The organism is Halomonas fontilapidosi (assembly GCF_014192285.1).
Lineage (GTDB): Bacteria > Pseudomonadota > Gammaproteobacteria > Pseudomonadales > Halomonadaceae > Halomonas > Halomonas fontilapidosi.
In genome coordinates, this window is record NZ_JACHXQ010000006.1 from 40497 (window position 1) to 59826 (window position 19330).

At 66.2% G+C, this 19330-nt stretch carries 21 protein-coding genes; 15 read left to right on the forward strand and 6 right to left on the reverse strand.

The features are described 5' to 3' along the window. Nucleotides 1-62: 62 nt before the first annotated feature. The 4 genes from thiD to dtd all read left to right on the forward strand — a co-directional run bounded on the left by thiD (nt 63) and on the right by dtd (nt 2940). Entirely contained in the window at nt 63-875 is an 813-nt protein-coding gene (thiD, locus tag FHR95_RS09995; protein ID WP_183314278.1) for a bifunctional hydroxymethylpyrimidine kinase/phosphomethylpyrimidine kinase, read from the forward strand. Nucleotides 876-958: 83 nt separating this feature from the next. Next, nucleotides 959-1804 carry a universal stress protein gene (locus FHR95_RS10000; RefSeq protein WP_040183793.1) on the forward strand — a complete coding sequence of 282 codons (846 nt, stop codon included), beginning with the start codon at nt 959-961 and terminating at the stop codon, nt 1802-1804. Between the two features lie 82 nt (nt 1805-1886). Then, nucleotides 1887-2450, forward strand: a complete 564-nt coding sequence (locus tag FHR95_RS10005) for a chalcone isomerase family protein (protein WP_183314279.1) — start codon at nt 1887-1889, stop codon at nt 2448-2450. Between the two features lie 52 nt (nt 2451-2502). Then, entirely contained in the window at nt 2503-2940 is a 438-nt protein-coding gene (gene dtd / locus FHR95_RS10010; RefSeq protein WP_183314280.1) for a D-aminoacyl-tRNA deacylase, read from the forward strand. 61 nt (nt 2941-3001) lie between these two features. Here the strand turns inward: dtd and FHR95_RS10015 are convergent, their stop codons facing one another. Continuing rightward, nucleotides 3002-4948, reverse strand: a complete 1947-nt coding sequence (locus tag FHR95_RS10015) for an ATP-binding cassette domain-containing protein (protein ID WP_183314281.1) — start codon at nt 4946-4948, stop codon at nt 3002-3004. Nucleotides 4949-5004: 56 nt separating this feature from the next. On the opposite strand from FHR95_RS10015, the gene FHR95_RS10020 reads away from it, so the two are divergent. The 7 genes from FHR95_RS10020 (at nt 5005) to FHR95_RS10050 (ending at nt 11091) form a co-directional block, all read left to right on the forward strand. Beyond that, the gene (locus FHR95_RS10020; protein WP_183314282.1) at nt 5005-5520 is read left to right on the forward strand and encodes a TIGR02444 family protein; all 516 of its coding nucleotides are present in this window, start codon (nt 5005-5007) and stop codon (nt 5518-5520) included. Nucleotides 5521-5624: 104 nt separating this feature from the next. Then, a complete protein-coding gene (locus tag FHR95_RS10025; protein WP_183314283.1) occupies nt 5625-6647 on the forward strand; it encodes a TRAP transporter substrate-binding protein in 1023 nt (340 codons plus the stop codon). A 193-nt stretch (nt 6648-6840) separates the two neighbouring features. Beyond that, nucleotides 6841-7422 carry a TRAP transporter small permease gene (locus tag FHR95_RS10030; RefSeq protein ID WP_040183785.1) on the forward strand — a complete coding sequence of 194 codons (582 nt, stop codon included), beginning with the start codon at nt 6841-6843 and terminating at the stop codon, nt 7420-7422. A gap of 30 nt (nt 7423-7452) precedes the next feature. Next, nucleotides 7453-8736: a TRAP transporter large permease gene (locus FHR95_RS10035; protein WP_040183784.1), complete on the forward strand. Its 1284-nt coding sequence runs from the start codon at nt 7453-7455 to the stop codon at nt 8734-8736. Nucleotides 8737-8753: 17 nt separating this feature from the next. Then, nucleotides 8754-9197, forward strand: a complete 444-nt coding sequence (locus tag FHR95_RS10040) for a universal stress protein (RefSeq protein WP_040183783.1) — start codon at nt 8754-8756, stop codon at nt 9195-9197. Nucleotides 9198-9341: 144 nt separating this feature from the next. Then, entirely contained in the window at nt 9342-10031 is a 690-nt protein-coding gene (bamJ, locus tag FHR95_RS10045) for a BamJ family beta-barrel-assembly machinery protein (protein WP_040183782.1), read from the forward strand. Nucleotides 10032-10041: 10 nt separating this feature from the next. Beyond that, nucleotides 10042-11091 (forward strand): prolyl oligopeptidase family serine peptidase, encoded by a 1050-nt coding sequence (locus FHR95_RS10050; protein ID WP_183314284.1) that lies wholly within the window; start codon nt 10042-10044, stop codon nt 11089-11091. 24 nt (nt 11092-11115) lie between these two features. Here the strand turns inward: FHR95_RS10050 and FHR95_RS10055 are convergent, their stop codons facing one another. Both FHR95_RS10055 and FHR95_RS10060 read right to left on the reverse strand, forming a co-directional pair. Then, a complete protein-coding gene (locus FHR95_RS10055) occupies nt 11116-11712 on the reverse strand; it encodes an SCO family protein (RefSeq protein ID WP_183314285.1) in 597 nt (198 codons plus the stop codon). Next, nucleotides 11712-12221, reverse strand: coding sequence for a hypothetical protein (locus tag FHR95_RS10060; protein ID WP_183314286.1), 510 nt, complete (start codon nt 12219-12221; stop codon nt 11712-11714). The genes FHR95_RS10055 and FHR95_RS10060 overlap by 1 nt, the downstream gene beginning before the upstream one ends. Nucleotides 12222-12332: 111 nt before the next feature. Here FHR95_RS10060 and FHR95_RS10065 point away from each other — a divergent pair, with 111 nt between their 5' ends. Continuing rightward, nucleotides 12333-13247: an AEC family transporter gene (locus tag FHR95_RS10065; RefSeq protein ID WP_040183779.1), complete on the forward strand. Its 915-nt coding sequence runs from the start codon at nt 12333-12335 to the stop codon at nt 13245-13247. 233 nt (nt 13248-13480) lie between these two features. Here FHR95_RS10065 and trmB read toward each other — a convergent pair whose 3' ends face one another. Continuing rightward, complete coding sequence (gene trmB, locus FHR95_RS10070; RefSeq protein WP_040183778.1) at nt 13481-14221, reverse strand: tRNA (guanosine(46)-N7)-methyltransferase TrmB; 741 nt, start codon at nt 14219-14221, stop codon at nt 13481-13483. A 253-nt stretch (nt 14222-14474) separates the two neighbouring features. On the opposite strand from trmB, the gene FHR95_RS10075 reads away from it, so the two are divergent. Continuing rightward, nucleotides 14475-14879, forward strand: coding sequence for a DUF423 domain-containing protein (locus tag FHR95_RS10075; protein ID WP_183314287.1), 405 nt, complete (start codon nt 14475-14477; stop codon nt 14877-14879). Here the strand turns inward: FHR95_RS10075 and FHR95_RS10080 are convergent. Together FHR95_RS10080 and FHR95_RS10085 are read right to left on the reverse strand one after the other, a co-directional pair. After that, nucleotides 14855-15268 (reverse strand): PaaI family thioesterase, encoded by a 414-nt coding sequence (locus FHR95_RS10080; RefSeq protein WP_040183775.1) that lies wholly within the window; start codon nt 15266-15268, stop codon nt 14855-14857. The genes FHR95_RS10075 and FHR95_RS10080 overlap by 25 nt on opposite strands. 192 nt (nt 15269-15460) lie before the next feature. Further along, nucleotides 15461-17635, reverse strand: coding sequence for a malate synthase G (locus tag FHR95_RS10085; protein WP_183314288.1), 2175 nt, complete (start codon nt 17633-17635; stop codon nt 15461-15463). A gap of 232 nt (nt 17636-17867) precedes the next feature. Here FHR95_RS10085 and FHR95_RS10090 point away from each other — a divergent pair, with 232 nt between their 5' ends. After that, complete coding sequence (locus FHR95_RS10090; RefSeq protein ID WP_040183772.1) at nt 17868-18842, forward strand: alpha/beta hydrolase; 975 nt, start codon at nt 17868-17870, stop codon at nt 18840-18842. Next, nucleotides 18839-19321 (forward strand): hypothetical protein, encoded by a 483-nt coding sequence (locus tag FHR95_RS10095; protein ID WP_183314289.1) that lies wholly within the window; start codon nt 18839-18841, stop codon nt 19319-19321. The genes FHR95_RS10090 and FHR95_RS10095 overlap by 4 nt, the downstream gene beginning before the upstream one ends. Nucleotides 19322-19330 lie beyond the last annotated feature (9 nt).

The window sequence follows — 19330 nt, forward strand, 5'->3', positions numbered from 1 at the left end:
GCACCGCCCCCTCTCCCTGCAGTAGGCTGGGGCCCCCTTTCGACTGCAATGACGTGACGCCGATGGCCACCTCCCGCTCGCTGCCCAACACCCTGACCATCGCCGGCTCCGACCCCAGTGGCGGCGCCGGCATCCAGGCCGACATCAAGACCTTCTCGGCCCTGGGGACCTATGCTACCAGCGTGATCACCGCCCTGACCGCCCAGAACACACGGGGTGTCAGCGGGGTTCATCCGGTGCCGGCAGCGTTTATCGCCACCCAGCTCGAGACGCTGCTCGATGACGTTCATGTCGATGCCGTGAAGATTGGCATGGTCGCCAGCCGGGAGGTCGCCGAGGTGATCCGCGAGGCCCTGACCCGCCGGCGACCGAGCTGGATCGTGCTCGACCCGGTCATGGTGGCCAAGAGCGGCGACATTCTGGTCGACGATGCCGGCATTGCGGCAGTCCGCGAGTGCCTGGTCCCCTTGGCCGATCTGATCACCCCCAACCTGCCGGAAGCCGCGGTGCTGCTGGGCTGCGAGGTACCCGAGGAGCGCGGCGGCATGGAGGCGCTGGCCCCCGGCCTGCGCGCCCTGGAGGCCGGTAGCGTGCTGCTCAAGGGGGGCCACCTGCGGGGCGAGGGATGCCCCGACCTGCTGATCAGCGACGATGGCCTGTCCTGGGTGGAAGGCGCTCGCGTCGCCACCGGCAACCTGCACGGCACTGGCTGTACGCTCTCCTCGGCGATCACCGCCCGCCTGGCTCTCGGCGACGCGCCCCGTGACGCCGTGGCCGCCGCCAAGGCCTGGCTGTCGCGGGCCCTCGAGGAGAGCCACCGGCTCGACGTGGGGCAGGGCCACGGGCCGGTGCACCATTTCCACGCCTGGTGGTAACGCGCCAGGCTTGCGCCCTCTCTCCCTGCCACCCATGCTGGACACTGTGCCGTGGTGATCAACCTGCCCGGGAGGGATCCATCATGAGCCAGACCCTGCTGTTTGCCTGCGACCTCTCTGCCGAGAACCGCGCTGCCTTCGCCCGCGCCATCCGCCTGGCGGTGGAGAGCGGTGCGCGACTCGATGTCATTCACGTGCTCGACCCTCACCTGCCGCGACGCGTCCTGCACGACCTGGAAACCGCCGTGGTGGAGGATATCCACGCCACCCTCGTCGACCTCCGTGAAGACTACGCCCTGCCCGAGCCCCGGAGCTTGATCCAGACCATGGCCGGCGCGCCCTATGCCGAAATCATCCGCGAGGCCCACGAGCGCAAGGCCGACATGATCATCCTCGGCGCCCATCGCAAACGTGGCCAGCCCGACCTGGTCGCCGGCACCACCCTCGCCCGGGTCCTGCGCAGCGCTCCCTGCCCGGTGCTGTCGGTCAGCCACCTGGCCACCCAGGAGTGGCAGGACATTCTCGTACCGGTCGACTTCTCACTGACCTCGCGGCACACCCTGCGCGAGACCCTAAAGCGCTTCCCCGGCGCCCGGCTGACCCTGCTGCATGCCTGGGACATTCCCGGCGAGCGGGAGCTGGGCTCTGACGGCGGCTATGCCCGCTGGCGCGACCATGAGGTAGCGCGCCTGCGCACCCAGCTCGAGCGCGAGACGGAACAGCTGATGAACGAGCTCGACGACGTCCCGGAACTCGAGCTGGTACTGGAGCAGGGCGAGCCCCTCAGCGTCCTGATGACCCGCCTGCGTCGACAGCCGCCTGACCTGCTCGCCCTGGGCAGCCGCGGTCAACTAGGGCGACAGAGCCAGATCACCGAGCAACTGCTTTCCGAGCCACACTGCGACATCATGCTCTGTCGCGCCTGGTAGGGCACACCCATAACTTATACAGAACCTCCACTAAACAATATTGTCTGTACGGGAACACTTCCCTGTCGAACGAGGTTCACCCATGTCCCTGTCCGGTATGCGAATTGCCCTGCTGATGGCGATATTGGTTGCCGCTCCCACGGCAACGGCCGAGACGGTGGAGGTCGAAGGTGCTCGCTTCCCGGCCACTCTCGAGACCGATAACCGCCACTACGAGCGGATTGGCCACGGCCTCTTCCGCTACATGATCTGGGACGCCTATGCGGGTGCCTACTATCAGGCCCGGGGTTTCCCGCGCCCGGCTCCCCAATCCGAGGTGCCGCGCCGCCTGGAACTCGAATACTTCCACGCCATCGAGGCGGAGGAGTTCGCGGAGGCCACCCGCAAGAGCGTGCGCCAATCCCTCGACGGCGACAGCTATGCCGAGCTGGCGTCGTCGCTCAAGGCTTTCAATGCGCGCTATCGCGATGTCGAACCCGGCGACCGCTACGCCCTGGGCTGGGATGGCGAGCAGCTGACCCTGGCCCTTAACGGCGAGACCCTTTATCGCGGGGATGACCCGGCCCTGGCCAGCGCCCTGTTCGGTATCTGGCTGGGTGAAGAACCGCTGGGCGAGGACTTCCGCGACGACCTGTTGGGGCGCTGAGGCGGCGAGATGCTAGGCTTGGCACCCCTGGACCGTAACAGGAGATCGTCCGATGAAGGCCCTGATCCAGCGCGTCAAGCGCGCCAGCGTTGAGGTGGACGCTCAGGTGGTGGGCGCCATCGGCACCGGACTGCTGGCCCTAGTGGGGGTCGAGAAGGGCGACGATGAGGCGGCAGCCGAGCGATTGCTTCACAAGCTGCTGCACTATCGGGTGTTCCCCGACGAAGCGGGCAAGATGAACCGCAACCTGCAGCAGGCCAAGGGTGGTCTGCTGCTGGTCTCCCAGTTCACCCTGGCCGCCGACACCCGCAAGGGACTGAGGCCCAGCTTCTCCAGCGCCGCGCCCCCCGCCGAGGGCGACCGCCTCTTCCATTACCTGCTCGAACGCGCCCACGCCGCCTGGCCAGAGGTGGCAAGCGGCGAGTTCGCCGCCGACATGCAAGTCTCACTGATCAACGACGGCCCGGTGACCTTCCTGCTCGAGAGCTGAGCGCCGAAAATCGCCTGCAGAGCCAGAGACAACCGCCTAGCCACTAGCGCTCAGTCTCAGCTCAGCTACCGCTCAGCTCTGCCTCCATGGCCTCCAGCGCCTCCTCGGCCGCCAGCCACGCCTGCTCAAGGTCCTCCAGACGCGACGTGAGCTCGGCCTGGCGACCCAGCTTCTCGGTGAGCTCCTCCTTGCGCGCGGGGTCGGTGTAAAGCTCGGCGTCGCCCATTGCCTCCTCCACAGCAGCAAGCTCCCCCTGGACTTTTTCCATCGCCTGCTCGGCGCGGTCGCGCTGCTTCTTCAACGGCCGCAGCTTCTCGCGCAGCTCGGCGGCGGCACGCCTGGCCATCTTGCGATCCTCTCGGGGCGCCTCTCCTTCGACCTGGCGGTCGGCCTTGTCCGCTCGGGCCTCGCGGCGCTCGCCCTCCAGGCGTGCCTTGAGCCAGGCCCGGTAGTCCTCCAGGTCGCCATCGAAGGGATCGACGCGATGGTCGGCCACCCGCCAGAACTCGTCCACGGTGGCGCGCAGCAGGTGGCGATCGTGGGAGACGATGATCACCGTGCCCTCGAAGCTCGCCAGCGCCTCGGTGAGCGCCTCGCGCATTTCAAGGTCCAGATGGTTGGTGGGCTCGTCGAGCAGCAGCAGATTGGGCTTCTGCCAGGCGACCAGCGCCAGGGCCAAACGCGCCTTCTCGCCGCCCGAGAAGCGCCCCACTTCGGAGAAGACGTCATCGCCATGAAAACCAAAGCCGCCCAGGAACTTGCGGATGTCCAGGTCGGCGGCCGAGGGCGACAGACGCTGCACGTGCATGAAGGGCGTGCTGGCCAGGTCCAGTCCCTCCAGTTGGTGCTGGGCGAAGTAGCCAATGGCCAGATGCTCGCCGGCCACCCGCCGGCCGTCGAGTAGCGGCAGGTCGCCGGTCAACGACTTGATCAGCGTCGACTTGCCGGCCCCGTTGGGACCCAGCAGGCCGATCCGCTGGCCGGGCAACAGGGTCAGCTTGACGCCGTCGAGCTGCACCGTTTCATGGCCGGCAGCGTCACGGTAGCCCAGGCGCGCCTCGTCGAGCACCAGCAGCGGGTGCGACACCTTGTCGGCGGCGGGAATGGTGAAGTGGAAGGGCGAGTCGGCATGGGCCACGGCGATATCGCCCATGCGCTCGAGGGTCTTGAGTCGGCTCTGAGCGGCGCGCGCCTTGGTCGCCTTGTAGCGGAAGCGGGCCACGAAGCGCTCGATCTCCTCGCGGCGCGCCTGCTGCTTGGCGGCCTCGGCCTGCTGCAGGGCTAGCTTCTCGGCCCGAGTGCGCTCGAAGGTGGAGTAGTTGCCGCGATAGAGCACCAGGCAGCGGCGATCGAAGTGCACGATGTGGTCGCACACCGCGTCGAGAAAGTCGCGGTCGTGGGAGATCAGCAGCAGGGTACCGGGGTAGCGGGTGAGCCACTGCTCCAGCCACAGCAGGGCATCCAGATCCAGATGGTTGGTGGGCTCGTCCAGCAGCAGCAGATCGGAGGGCTTGAACAGCGTGCGTGCCAGATTGACGCGCATCCGCCAGCCCCCGGAGAACGCGGCCAGGGGCCGGTCCAGGTCGGCCTGGACGAAACCCAGCCCCACCAGCAGCTGGGCCGCGCGGGCCGGGGCGCTGTAGCCATCCAGCGCCTCGATGGCGCCATGCAGCTCCGCCTCGCGATGGGCCTCGCCCCGTTCTCGCGCGGCCTCGAGGGCGGCCTCGGTGTGGCGCAGCTCGCGGTCGCCGTCTTGCACATAGTCAACGATGGAGCGCTCCAGCGCCGCGACCTCCTGGTCCATGTGGGCGATGCGCTGGCCGCCGCTCATCTCTACCTCCCCCTTGTCCGGAGAGAGCTCGCCGAGCAGCAGCTTGAACAGGCTCGACTTGCCTGCCCCGTTGGGCCCGACGATGCCCGCCTTGTGGCCGGCGTGCAGGGTCAGGTCGGCCCCCTCGAGCAGGGTCTGGGTGCCGCGTTGCAGGGAAACTTGGCGCAGTGCGATCATGCAGGCTCCACTCGGCAGTTGGTGAGGCTGCCATCCACCGTGACGACAGCCGTATCATGAGCCACGATTCTACCCAATTGCCTGACGATCTGCGGGACCGACTGCTTCACGCCCCGCTGTGGGAATTCGCCCTCGAGCTATACGGCCGCGATGGCGTCGAAGCGGCCTGCCTGGTGCTCCAGGACGAGGCAGGGGTCGATGTCTGCGAGCTGCTCTGGCATTGCTGGCTGCATCGTCACGGGCTGGTGTGCGATGAGTCTCTCGACCCGGTACGCCGCTGGCAGCGAGAGGTCACCGGCCCCCTCCGACGGCTGCGCCGCGACCTGAAAGTCGAGGCCAAGCAGCGCGAGAGCGTGGCGGCGCTACGCCGAACGCTCAAGCAGGCGGAGCTCCAGGCGGAGCGAGAGGCCCTGACGCAGCTGGCGCGGCTGGCGCTCGAGAGCCAGCGGCTATCGCCGCTGTCGCGCACCTCTCCTCGTCTGACAACGTTTCTTGCCGAGCGCCTGCAAGTGCAGAAAAAACCTCATCTTAGCGCCCTGCAAACGCTGGAAAGCCAGCTTGACCCCTCATGACGGCCACGCTAGCCTAAAATCAGTCGCGTGAATTTCATATTCACCTGATACCCGCTGATGGTGGCACCCTCCATCGCGGACAAACCTGCAGAGGGACCATAAGAATGAAGTCGCATAAGCTGTTGACTGGCGCCGGTATCGGCGCACTGATGTTCGGCATGTCCACCGCTGCTTTCGCCGACAACTGGCGCTATGCCCACGAGGAATACGAGGGCGATGTTCAGGACGTCTTTGCCGTCGCCTTCAAGGACTACGTCGAGGAAAATTCCGACCACAGCGTGCAGATCTATCGCTTCGGTGAGCTCGGTGAATCCGACGACATCATGGAACAGACTCGGAGTGGCATCCTGCAGTTTGTCAATCAGTCCCCGGGCTTCACTGGATCCCTGATCCCCTCGGCGCAGATCTTCTTCATCCCCTATCTGCTGCCCACCGACATGGACCAAGTGCTCGAGTTCTTTGACGAGAGCAAGGCCATCAACGAGATGTTCCCGGAGATCTACGCAGAGCATGGTCTCGAGCTCCTGCAGATGTATCCGGAAGGTGAAATGGTCGTCACCTCCGACGAGCCGATCACGTCACCCGCGGACTTCGAGAACAAGAAGATCCGCACCATGACCAACCCGCTGCTCGCCGAGACCTACAATGCCTTCGGCGCGACGCCCACGCCGCTGCCTTGGGGTGAGGTCTACGGTGGCCTGCAGACCGGCATCATCGATGGCCAGGAGAATCCGATCTTCTGGATCGAGTCCGGCGGCCTCTACGAGGTCTCCCCGCATCTGACCTTCACCAGCCACGGCTGGTTTACGACCGCCATGATGGCCAACCAGGACTTCTTCGAGGGCCTCTCCGACGACGACAAGACACTGGTGCGTGAGGCCTCCGAGGCGGCCTACGACCACACCATCGAGCACATCCAGGGCCTGGCCTCGGAGTCGCTGGCCAAGATCCAGGAAGCCTGCGACGAGTGCACCGTGACTCGCCTGAACGATGAACAGATTCAGGCCTTCAAGGAGCGCGCGCCCCAGGTCGAGGAAGAGTTTCTCGAGATGACCGGCGAGACCGGCGAGGAGCTGCTCGAGCAGTTCAAGGCCGACCTCGAGGCCGTGACCGAAGACGCGGAGTAATACCCGCCGGCTTCGATCTGAAGGGGGGTGGCCTGCCCGGGCCGCCCCCCCGTTGTTTCTGGGCAAGAGGTTTCCGAAGGGACAGCGTGCACGCAGCGTTGACGTCTGCAGCCACGAAACCAGGGATCCACGCGTATGCTGGCCATAAGCAAATCCTGATTTTCCCGCCTTGTAGCAGAAGGGGAGTACTGACATGACCGACGACGAAGAGTCCGAAAAGCACTATCGCTCGGGCCTGCCGGGTCCGCTGGGCGTCATCGACACCCTGATAAGCAAACTGGAAGCGGTATTACTGGCCATGGGCGTACTGCTGATGGCCGTGAATACCATCGCCAACGTCGTCGCCCGCTTCGTGTTCGGCGACAGCATCTTCTTCTCCGGCGAGATCAACCGCATCCTGATCATCATGATCACCTTTGCCGGCGTCGGCTATGCCGCCCGCCACGGCCGCCATATCCGCATGTCGGCCATCTATGATGCCCTGCCAGTGGGCGGGCGCCGAGCACTGATGATCTTCATCGCGCTATTCACCTCGTTGGTGATGTTCTTCTTGTGCTATTACGCGGTCATTTACATCCTCGAGCAGCAGTCCAGCGGACGCGTGCTGCCGGCACTGGGCTTCGAGATCTGGTGGATCTATGTCTGGGCACCGCTGGGCTTTCTGATCACCGGGATCCAATACTTTCTGACCGCGATCAAGAACCTGACCTCACGAGACGTCTACCTGTCGACCGGGGTACTGGACGGCTACAAGGACACGGAAACGGAAGTCTGATGCAGGGCAGAGTGCCCGGGGGAACGCACGATGACGACAATAATGGTTACTACCATGATCGCCCTGCTGCTGCTGGGCTTTCCCATGATGATCCCGTTGCTCACTGCGGCGGTGATCGGTTTCTACATGATGTTCAATGGCCTGGGCCAGATGGACACGCTTATCCAGCAGATGTTTGCCGGCATCCGCCCCGCTTCGCTGATCGCGGTGCCAATGTTCATCCTCGCCGCCGACATCATGACGCGAGGACAATCGGCCAACCGCTTGATCGCCATGGTCATGTCCTTTATCGGCCACGTTAAGGGCGGCCTGGCGGTCTCGACCGCCGCCTCCTGCACCCTGTTCGGTGCTGTCTCGGGCTCCACCCAGGCCACAGTGGTCGCGGTGGGCTCACCGCTGCGCCCCAAAATGCTCAAGGCCGGCTACTCCGACTCCTTCACCCTGGCACTGATCATCAACGCCAGTGATATCGCCTTCCTGATCCCGCCGAGCATCGGCATGATCATCTACGGGGTCATCTCGGAAACCTCGATCGCCGAGCTGTTTATTGCCGGCATCGGACCCGGCCTGATGATCCTGCTGATGTTCTCGACCTACTGCGTCATCTATGCCGTCGTCCGCGATGTCCCGACCGAGGCCAGATCGAATTGGCGTGAACGCCTGACGGCAGTCCGCCAGGCACTGTGGCCGCTGGGCTTCCCGGTGATCATTGTCGGCGGCATCTACGGCGGCATCTTCAGCCCCACCGAGGCGGCTGCGGCCTGTGTGCTCTATGCCATCTTCCTGGAATTCCTGATCTTCCGCTCGCTCAAGATGGCGGATATCTACGCCATCGCCAAGTCCACCGGACTGATCACCGCCGTGGTGTTCATCCTGGTGGCCGCAGGCAACGGCTTCTCCTGGATCATCTCCTTTGCCCAGATCCCCCAGACAATCCTGGAGGCAGTAGGCATCAACGAAGCGGGCCCCACCGGGGTGCTGATTGCGATCTGCATTTCCTTCTTCGTCGCCTGCATGTTTGTCGATCCCATCGTCGTGATCCTGGTGCTGACACCGATCTTCGCGCCGGCCATCGCCGCCACCGGGCTTGATCCGGTGCTGGTGGGGATCCTGATCACGCTTCAGGTGGCCATCGGCTCAGCGACCCCCCCGTTCGGGTGCGACATCTTCACCGCCATTGCCATCTTCAAGCGTCCCTACCTGGATGTGATCAAGGGTACCCCGCCCTTCATCTTCATGCTGGTACTGGCCGCCGCCCTGCTGATCATGTTCCCGCAGATCGCCCTGTTCCTGCGTGACCTGGCGTTCGCCTGACCCAAGGAGTAACGACCATGTTCAATCGGATACTGGTTCCGGTGGATGGCTCCAAGGGCGCTATCAAAGCGCTTGAGAAAGGCGCTGGCCTGCAGCTCCTGACCGGGGCCGAGCTCTACATCCTCTGCGTGTTCAAGCATCACAGCCTGCTTGAAGCATCACTTTCCATGGTAAGGCCCGACCGGCTCGACCTCCCCGACGACGCCCTCAAGGAGTACGCCACCGAGATCGCGGTGCATGCCAAGTCGCATGCCGTGGAACTCGGGGTGCCGGCCGAAAAGGTACGCTCCTTCGTCAAGGGTGGAAGACCGTCGCGCACCATCGTGCGCTTCGCTCGCAAGCGCGAGTGCGACCTGATCGTGATCGGCTCGCAAGGCACCAACGGCGACAAGAGCCTGCTGCTGGGCAGCGTTTCCCAGCGAGTGGCAGGCTCTGCCAGCTGCCCGACCCTGATCGTCTGACCGCGAAAGCAGTCCCCGTCGGGCCAGTCCCACTTGCATGTCATGCGGGTGCGGAACTGGCCCCGCCCTGTTAGGGTCCCATGGTCCGCAACCCTCTCCTTCACCCAACCGAGGCGCCCGAGCGCCAATGCATAAGGTTTTTTCATGAAGACACTACTGACCTCCGCCTCCCTGGCGGCCCTGCTGACCACGGCTCCCTTTGCCCTGGCTGCCGCGCCAGAGAGCGACGCCGAAAAGCTGGGCTACAGCCTCGGTGTGACGTTGGGCCAGAGCATCCAGCAGGATGTCGAGGGCCTGGACGTCGATGCCTTTACCCAGGCCGTCCGCGACGTCTTCGACGGTAGCGAGCTGGAAATGAGTGATGAGGAAATGGCCGAGGCCCTGACGAAGTTCCAGCAGGAAGCCATGGCCGCCCGCGATGCCGAGGCGGAACAGCAGGCCGCTGCCAATCGCGCCGAGGGCGAGGCCTACCTGGCCGAAAACGCCGAGCAGGAAGGGGTCACGGTCACCGAGTCAGGCCTGCAGTATCGCGAGCTGACGTCGGGCAACGGCGCGACCCCAGGAGCCGATGACACTGTCGAGGTCCACTACGAGGGCACGTTGATCGACGGCACCGTCTTCGACAGCTCCTACGAGCGTGGCGAGCCGGTGAGCTTCCAGGTCGGTCAGGTCATCGAGGGTTGGCAGGAAGCCCTCCAGCTGATGGAAGTGGGTGACACCTGGGAAGTGGTGATCCCCTCTGACCTCGCTTACGGCGCGCAGGGACAGGGCCCCATCGGTCCCCACGAGACGCTGATCTTCAAGGTCGAGCTGCTCGACGTGGCCGGTGAATGATCCGGCCCCGATGAAGGCCGTCCGCCACCTGGCCGCCGCCGGCCTCTGTCTGGGACTGTCCTCCCCGCTCGCCGCTCAGGAGCCGCCAGCGGAACTACCGCGCCTGGGCGTCGAGCGCGAGGACGTCAGCGTGCTCGGCGTCTCCTCGGGGGGCTACATGGCCACCCAGCTGGCAGTCGCCTGGCCCGAACGTTTCAGCGGATTGGGCGTCGCAGCCGCCGGGCCCTGGGCCTGCGCCCGCGGCTCCCTGGGCCTGGCGCTGGGTCAGTGCATGACGACCCGCCGAGGCCTGCCGGACCCGGCGGAGCTGGAGATCCGCTACCAGGGATACCGCCAGCGCGAACTGGTCGGCGACCCCGAGGCCTTGGCCGCGATGCGGGTCTTCATCTGGCATGGCGCGGAGGACGACACCGTGGCCCCCTCACTGGGCCATGCCTTGGCCGAGCAGTTCCGCAACTGGCTGGCCTCACCCGATGACCAGCTGAAGTTCATGGAAAGCGAACAGGCCGGCCATGGCTGGCCGCTGGCGGCAGGTACGGATACCCCCGTGGAAGCCCTGGCGGACTGCCATGGCGGCGGCGGCACCCACCTGCTGGCCTGCGACCTCGACATCGCCGGTGAAATGCTGGGCTGGCTACACAGCGACCTGACGCCCCCCGAGCCAGGCGAGTCGCAGGGCAAGCTGGTACGCTTCGATCAGTCGGACTTCGACGCTCGCGGGCTGGGCGACACCGGCTACCTGTTCGTCCCGCCGGGCTGTGAGGACGGCGGCTGTGATCTCAGCATGGCGCTGCATGGCTGTGCCATGGATGTGGAGCAGATCGACGAGGCGTTCGTTCGCCACAGCGGCCTCAACGAGTGGGCCGCCACCAATCAACGCGTGGTGCTCTACCCGCAGGCCGAGACCAGCCTGGCGAATCCTCAAGGCTGCTGGGATTGGTGGGGCTTTGCCGAGAGTACCTGGCAACTCGATCCGCTGCACGATAGCCGCCAGGGCTCCCAGACAGGCGCACTGATGGCCATGATCGAGCGACTTCAGCAGACACCCGAGGGGCGATGAACCGGCCGCTTTAGCGCCGCTGCGCTACCCCTCGGCCAGCGCCTGTTCCAGGGCGGCCTGCAGTGGGCCCGACGTGGGTGAGTGCAGCACTCTGCGGCGAATCTCACCCTCGCGGTCGACCAGGAACAGCGAGGCGCTGTGGTCGATGGTGTACTCCATGGCCGAGTCCGGGGTCTCCACCTTGCGCCAGATCACGCCGTAGCGTTCGGCCAGTTCCTCGAGGGCTTGCTGGCTACCGGTGGCGCCGATAAACGACTCGCCGAAGAAGGCCAGGTACTCCTCGAGCCTCGCCAGGGTGTCCCGCTCGGGGTCCACCGAAACCATCAGCGGCACCACCCGGCGCCGCTGCTCGGGATCGAGCCGCCCCATCACCTGGCGCACCACGGCGAGGCTCATCGGGCAGACGTCCGGGCACCAGGTGTAACCGAAGAAGACCACTGCCAGCTGGTCGTCATCGAGCTGGCTCAGCGAGAACTCGCCCTCGGTCGATGGCAGCTCGATTGGCCCCCCCTGGGGTTCACCATTCGCCTGGCCCTTGAGCTGTTGGTAGAGGCCGAGGCCAACCGCGACCACCACCAGTAACGCGCCTAGCCCCAGCCAGATGCTTCGCCGCTTTATCATCATCGCCTCGCCACCTCGAAGTCGAACCAGCTTCCAAGACGCCCCTGCGGGGTGTCCACCACCACCTTCGCGCGCCAGGGCATGACCGCCTCGGTACAGATCGCCACCTGCCCTTCGCCGTGGAAGACGCCGCCACCCACGGCCTCGAGAGGGAAGCGGTGCAGCCCCATGTCCATGTCGCGGCCGACAAAATCGACGCGGGCGGACTCGGCAGATGTGCCGGTCAGGTGCACCTCCAGCGGCAGGCGCTGCAGGGCCCGGATGGGGCCATCCGATTCGACCGCCAGGCGCAGCATGATGCCCTCTCCCAGATGCGCCGAGCAGGGCGCCGCATGGAGATCGCAGTGGTCCGCCGCGGGCGGATGCCAGTGCACGCCGGCCTCGTCGCGCAGGCTGTAGCGGGTCAGATACCAGAGCGCCACGGCAAGGGTCAGCAAGGTGAGGATGATCAGCAGGCGCAACAGCGGTGGGCGAGCCGCGCCGGTCGACGGCAGGATATGCTGTGACATGGCGGAGAACGGGGCCTCCATCGGTGGCAGGATGGGGGTAAGCTTATCAGCATTTTACTGCGGCGAAGTGCGCAAGGATGTCGCAGGGAAGACCATTCGGAGGGAGGCGTCATGGAAGGCGTAGGCAATGCACTCGGGCCGCTGTTCCTGCTGATCCTGCTGGGTGCCGGGCTCGGCTGGTTCCGACAGCCAGGTGGCGACTTCTGGCCTCGCATGGAACGCCTGATCTACTTCCTGCTGTTTCCCGCCATGCTGGTCTCGACCCTGGCCACGGCAGACGTCGGCCAGGTGCCGGTGGCTCGCCTGGCCCTCACCCTGCTCGGCGCCATGACGCTGTTCGGCCTGCTGATGTGGGGGCTGCGAAGCCGGCTGCGACTCGCTGCGCCCGCCTTTACTTCAGCCTTTCAGGGCGCGCTACGCTTCAACACCTATGTCGGCGTAGCCGGGGCTGCGGCCCTGCACGGCAGTGCCGGGACCACGGTGGCTGCGGTGGCGGTGGCGCTGATGGTACCGGTGGCCAACGTGCTGTGCGTGGCCAGCTTCATTGCTGCCGGCACCCTGGGCCCGGCAAGCCTGGGCCGGAGTCTCGCCGCCCTGACCCGCAACCCGCTGATCCTGGCCTGCCTGACCGGCATCGCCCTCAATCTGAGCGGTATCGGCCTGCCCGGCTGGAGCGAGCCCGGCATCGAGCTGCTGGGCCGTGCCGCCCTGCCGCTGGGCCTGGTGGCGGTGGGGGTGGCGCTGCGCCCCGCCGCCCTGCTGCGACTCGATCGCGGGGTCTGGGCCGCCAACCTCGTCAAGCTGGGCCTGATGCCGGCACTGGTGCTCGCCCTGGCCCTGCTGCTCGGCCTGGATCCGGTGACCCGCGACGTAGCGCTGCTCTTTGCTGCCCTGCCGACCGCCACCTCGGCCTATATCCTGGCCCGCCAGCTGGGCGGAGACGCCGAGCTGATGGCGGCGCTGATCACGGGCCAGACGCTGCTGGCCATGGCGTCACTGCCGCTCTGGCTGCGCCTCGCCGGCTGACAATGCAGCGCCCAACGGAAAGAATTCGCATTCACATTGACAGCGCAAACGAGAATGATTATCCTTGAATTGTGGCGTTGATGAGGCGCCACACCAGGCAGGAACCTGCCAGTCTCCTGCTCTGGTTTCTCCCTCTCATTGCTAGTCACGGTCTTTTGGCCGCCCTACCGGGGCGGCCTTTCTTTTGCCCGTTGGTGAGCCGTCGGGCAGTGCAACAGGACGGGCCGTGCCGGTCAGCTGACGCGCTGGAAGATCAGGTCCCAGACGCCGTGTCCCAGCTTCTCGCCGCGCGCCTCGAACTTGGTCAGCGGGCGAAACTCGGGGCGTGGCACATAGGGGGCTGTCTCGGCACTGGCGGTGTTGACGAAACCGGGCGCCGCCTCCATCACCTCGGCCATCCATTCGGCATAGGCCTCCCAGTCGGTGGCCATGTGCAGGGTGCCACCGGGCTTGAGGCGGGTGCGCACCAGCTCGACGAAGGCCGGCTGCACGATGCGTCGCTTGTGATGCTTCTTCTTCGGCCAGGGGTCGGGAAAGAACAGCTGCAGGGTATCGAGGCTCGCCGCGGGCAGGCACTGCTCAAGCACCGCCAGGGCGTCCTCGCGATAGACACGCAGGTTGGTCAGGCCACGCTTGTCGGCCTCATCGAGCAGCTTGCCGACGCCCGGCGCATGTACCTCGATACCGATGAAATCGGTATCCGGATGGCGCTCGGCCTGCTCGATCAGCGAGGCACCCATGCCGAAGCCGACTTCCAGCACCCGGGGCGCCTGTCGCCCGAACAGGGTATCCAGATCCTGACGGCCATCGGCAAGGGTCAGCCCCAGGCGCGGCCAGACCTCCTCGAGCCCCCGGGTCTGCGCCTGGGTCATGCGACCGGCACGCAGCACATAGCTCTTGATGCCGCGGCGGTGCAGCGGGGCGTCCGGGCCCTCGGGGCCGGTGGTCTTGTCGTCGTGTCGCGGGTCGGTCATGGGCTCGGGGCACTCGTCGCAAGCGGTGAATCGGGGGCGGTATTGTAGCGGCTTACGCTTTCCCGGGGTACGGTACGAATGCTGATCGCTTCGAGGCTGATCCGGCGACAGGCCTGCTAGGGGACGCTGTGACCCCCTCCCTGGGCGCTACCGATGCCATCCATGGCATAGGCCCCCCTCTTCGGCCTGTCCCCGGCGCCTCTCACGTGAGCCAGCACCACCATCTTGGGTATTAGCGACACAAGGAAAGAAGATGCGGGACAGAGGTTGGTGGTTCGGAGCGGCACTATCCGGCGCCCTGGTGGTGGTGGCCGGCGCCTTCGGCGCCCATGCGCTTGAGGGCCAACTGGCTCCGCGGATGGTAGCCGCCTTCGAGACCGGGGTCCGCTATCAGGCGTGGCATACCCTGGCGCTGCTGGTCGTGCTGGCCTGGCGTTCCACAGCGTCGCTCGCCGGCCAGCGGCTGGCCATGAGGCTATGGGCGGCCGGCATGGCGCTCTTCTCGGGCTCGCTCTACGCCATGGCGCTTACCGGCGTGACGAGCCTGGGAATGATCACGCCCCTCGGCGGGGTGCTGATGATCGGCGGCTGGCTGGCCCTGGCGGTAGCGGTGTTGCGCGCCCGACCGGAAGGTCAATCGCCGTCAGGCAGCGCATAGGTGGCAGTGACCAGAGCTACCGGCCGCTCGTCGCCGTCGGAGAAGAGCTGCACCTCACCCACCGCCAGGCGGCGCCCCAGCTTGAGGATCCGGGCGTTGGCGATGATATCGCGATCGCCCCGTGGCCGGCGCAGGAAACGACAATGCAGATCGCTGGTCACGGCCATGGGCTCGGGGCCAATCTGGGCCAGTATCGCCACGTAGAGGCAGACGTCGGCGAGCCCCATCAGGGTGGGGCCGGAGACGCTGGCGCCGGGCCGCAGGTGCTCATCCTCGATGGCCAGGCTCATGGTCGCACGCATCTCGTCGACGCCCTCGATGGTCCCGGTCCGCTGGGGAAAGATCTCGTCGAGAAAGTCCTCGATGGCGGCGGCGGTCATCACGGTCATCGGCAGGCTCCTTGCGGTGGTGGTGATGGCGAGGCAGAGCTCACGATAGCCGAGCTCGGCGCTGGCCGACAGTGACCGAACGTCGAGCGCTTCAACGTCGGCCCATCACGACAACGCCCCCACGGCACAAGCCGCGGGGGCGTTGCTACTCGACACCGGCGCAGGCCGGTGCCCGATCATCGGGCGAAGGCCTTACTTGGCCTTGTGCACCGCACGCCAGTGGTGAAGCAGCGGCTCGGTATAGCCGGCAGGCTGTTCACAGCCCTTGAAGATCAGGTCGCTGGCGGCCTGGAAGGCGGTCGAGGCATCGAAGTCGGCGCTCATTGGCGTGTATTCCGGGTCGCCGGCGTTCTGCTCGTCGACGACCTTGGCCATGCGCTTCAGGGTCTCCTGGACCCGGCCAGCATCAACCACGCCGTGGTGCAGCCAGTTGGCGATGTGCTGGCTGGAAATGCGCAGCGTAGCACGATCCTCCATCAGGGCCACGTCATGAATGTCCGGCACCTTGGAACAGCCCACGCCGTGCTCGACCCAGCGCACCACATAGCCGAGGATGCCCTGGCAGTTGTTGTCCAGCTCCTGCTGGCGCTCCTCGTCGCTCCACTGCGGTGACTCGTCCACCGGAATGGTGAGCAGGTCATTCAGGAAGTCCACATCGCCCTGACGTTCCATCTCGCGCTGCACGGCCGCCACGTCCACCTGATGGTAGTGCAGGGCGTGCAGGGTGGCCGCAGTGGGCGACGGCACCCAGGCGGTGTTGGCCCCGGCCTTGGGATGGCCGACCTTCTGCTCGAGCATGGCCGCCATCAGGTCCGGCATGGCCCACATGCCCTTGCCGATCTGGGCGTGGCCGCGCAGGCCACAGGCCAGACCGATCTGGACGTTGTTCTTCTCGTAGGCCTGGATCCAGGCGGCGCCCTTCATGTCGCCCTTGCGGATCATCGGGCCCGCTTCCATCGCGGTGTGCATCTCGTCCCCGGTGCGGTCGAGGAAGCCGGTGTTGATGAATACCACCCGCGAGCTGGCCTCGGCGATGCAGGCCTTGAGGTTGACCGAGGTGCGACGCTCCTCGTCCATGATGCCCATCTTCAGGGTATCGCGGGCCATGCCGAGGATGTCCTCGATGCGCTCGAACAGCGCATTGGAGAAGGCGACCTCCTTGGGGCCGTGCATCTTCGGCTTGACGATGTACATGGAGCCGGTGCGAGAGTTGCGCGGCTCATCCTCGCCCTTCTTCAGATCATGCAGGGCAATCAGGCCGGTCACGATGCCGTCGAGAATACCTTCGGGCAGCTCGTTGCCGTCGGCATCCAGCACCGCCGGGGTGGTCATCAGGTGGCCGACGTTGCGCACGAACATCAGCGAGCGGCCCGGCAGGGTCACACTGCCACCCTCGGTGTTGTGCCAGGTGCGATCGGCATTGAGGCGACGCGTGGTGGCCTTGCCGCCTTTCTCGACCTGTTCCTCCAGGTCGCCCTTCATCAGGCCCAACCAGCTGGCATAGACGCCGACCTTGTCCTCGGCATCCACCGCGGCCACGGAGTCCTCGCAGTCCATGATGGTGGTCAGCGCCGCCTCGACCACCACGTCCTTGACGCCGGCCGGGTCGGTCTTGCCGATCGGATGGCTCGGATCGATCTGGATCTCCAGGTGCAGGCCATGGTTGGCCAACAGGACAGACTCGGGAAGCTCGGCCGGGCCATTGAAACCCACCAGCTTGCCCGGGTCCTTGAGGCCGGTTTCACGGCCGCCGTCCAGCGAGACCACCAGGTGGCCGTCACGCAGCGCATACTTCACGGCATCGTGGTGGGAGCCGGTGGCCAGCGGCGCGGCGCGGTCGAGTACGCCGCGGGCATAGCCGATGACTTTCTCGCCGCGCTTGGGATTGAAGCTCGACCCTTTCTCGGCACCGCCCTCCTCGGAGATGACGTCGGTGCCGTAGAGGGCGTCGTAGAGACTGCCCCAGCGGGCATTACCGGCGTTCAGTGCGTAGCGCGGATTGTTGACCGGCACCACCAGCTGTGGGCCAGCTTGAGAAGCGATCTCGCGATCGACGTTGGCGGTGGTCACGCTGACGCTGGCCGGGGCCTCCACCAGGTAGCCGATCTCCTCGAGGAAGGCGCGGTAGGCCGCCATGTCGCGGATCGGGCCAGGGTTCTCGCGATGCCAGGCATCGAGTTTTTCCTGCAGACGGTCGCGCTCGGCGAGCAGTTCGCGGTTCTTTGGGGTCAAATCATGGAAGAGAGCGTCGACGCCGGCCCAGAAGGCCTCGGGGTCGACACCGGTGCCCGGCAGGGCCTGCTCGTTGATGAAACGGTCCAGCTCGGCGGCCACCTGAAGGCGATGGCGAGTGATGCGTTGGGTCATGGGTCGTGCTCCTCATGCTTGGCTGCTCGGTGCCCCCTGGCACCGACCGGCCGGACAGGGAATAGTGACTGCGTAGCACCAATTTTGTGGAAAATACTTCCACATGTAAAGCCGTCGCGGCCGCCTGCCACCCGGCGCTAGACCAAATGATGAGGCCGAGGCTGGGCGCCGAGGCATCGCTGGCCGGGCGGGCGGCTTGGCGCTAGCATGAACGGTCATTGCGGAGGAACCGATGAGCGATTTCACCCCCCTGCAGGCCCTGGGGCCCCTGGCCCCGGCAGACCTGTCCGGCCAGGACCTCGAGCGCTACCTGGGCCACTACGGCCTGGCGCCTCTGCTTGCCGAGCACGTAGGGCTCTATGTGGGCTACCTGGAGGCCGGTGACTTCCGTCTCTGGACCCAGGTGTGGAGTCCCGCGGCGCCCATCGGCACGGCCTTCGTGGTGCACGGCTATTTCGACCATCTCGGCCTCTACCGACACCTGCTCGAGTGCCTGCTCGCACGGGGCTGGCGGGTCGTTCTCTGGGACCTGCCCGGCCATGGGCTCTCCAGCGGCCGCCGTGCCTCCATCGACGACTTCAACGACTATGGCAGCTGCCTGCACCAGCTGCAGCAACATCTCGAGGACGAAGGCCTGGCCCCCCGCCCGTGGCTCGGCGTGGGTCAGAGCACCGGGGCAGCGATTCTCGCCACCGACGCCCTGACCCGCGGCGAAGATGGCGCCTGGTCGGGCCTCGCGCTACTGGCACCGCTGGTGCGCCCCTGGGGGTGGAACCAGTCGAGCTGGCTGCACCGCCTGGTGGAGCCCTTCGTGGAATCGATTCCGCGCAAGTTCCGCGCCAACTCCACGGATGCCGACTTCGCCAACTTCCTGCGCGAGGGCGACCCCCTGCAGGCCGACCGCCTGGCGATGGACTGGGTGGGTGCCATGCGCCGCTGGATGCCGCAGCTGCTGGCGCTGCCGCCAAGCCCGATTCCTACCCTGATCCTGCAGGGCGAGCAGGACCTGACGGTGGACTGGGAGTGGAATCTGGAAGTCCTGGCACGCAAGTTCCCCGATGCCGAGATCCATCGCCACCCCGAGGCACGTCACCATCTGGTCAACGAGGCCGAGCCGATTCGCCGCGAGCTGTTCACGGTGCTCAACCGCTTCATCGCCGGACTGGAACCGGTCGACACACCGCCACGCGAGACGATCGCACCATGACATCACGGCTGATGGTGGTGCTGGCGATCCTTCTGCTCGCCGGTTGTGCCGCCGCGCCGGAGCAGCCGACCACACTGCGCCAGGCCCTGTTTGGCCTGGCCGAACGCGCCGCCGAAAAGCTCATGGCGTCACCGCCGATGCCCAGTCCGGCAGTCGACCAGGTCCTGTTGCTGGCCAGGCCAGAGGTCGACCATGCGCTGGGACTCAGCGACGAGCGCGTACTCGAAAGCCTGACCCGCGCCCTGCTGGCGGTTTCCGACGGCCCCCAGGTGCTGGAGTGGCGTGATGCCATGGCCGAGGGCGGCAACGACAACCAGTGGCGCCTGGAGAGCCGACTCGCGGCGAACGGTCCTCGGCTAGCGCTCTCCGACCGCGAGCTGCTGCCCTATCGCCTCAGCCTGGAACTGCGACGCACCGGGAGCGACGCGCCGGATTGGCGCGGCGAGATCAGCGGGGCCCTGGACGCCACCGCCCTGTGAACGAGCAGG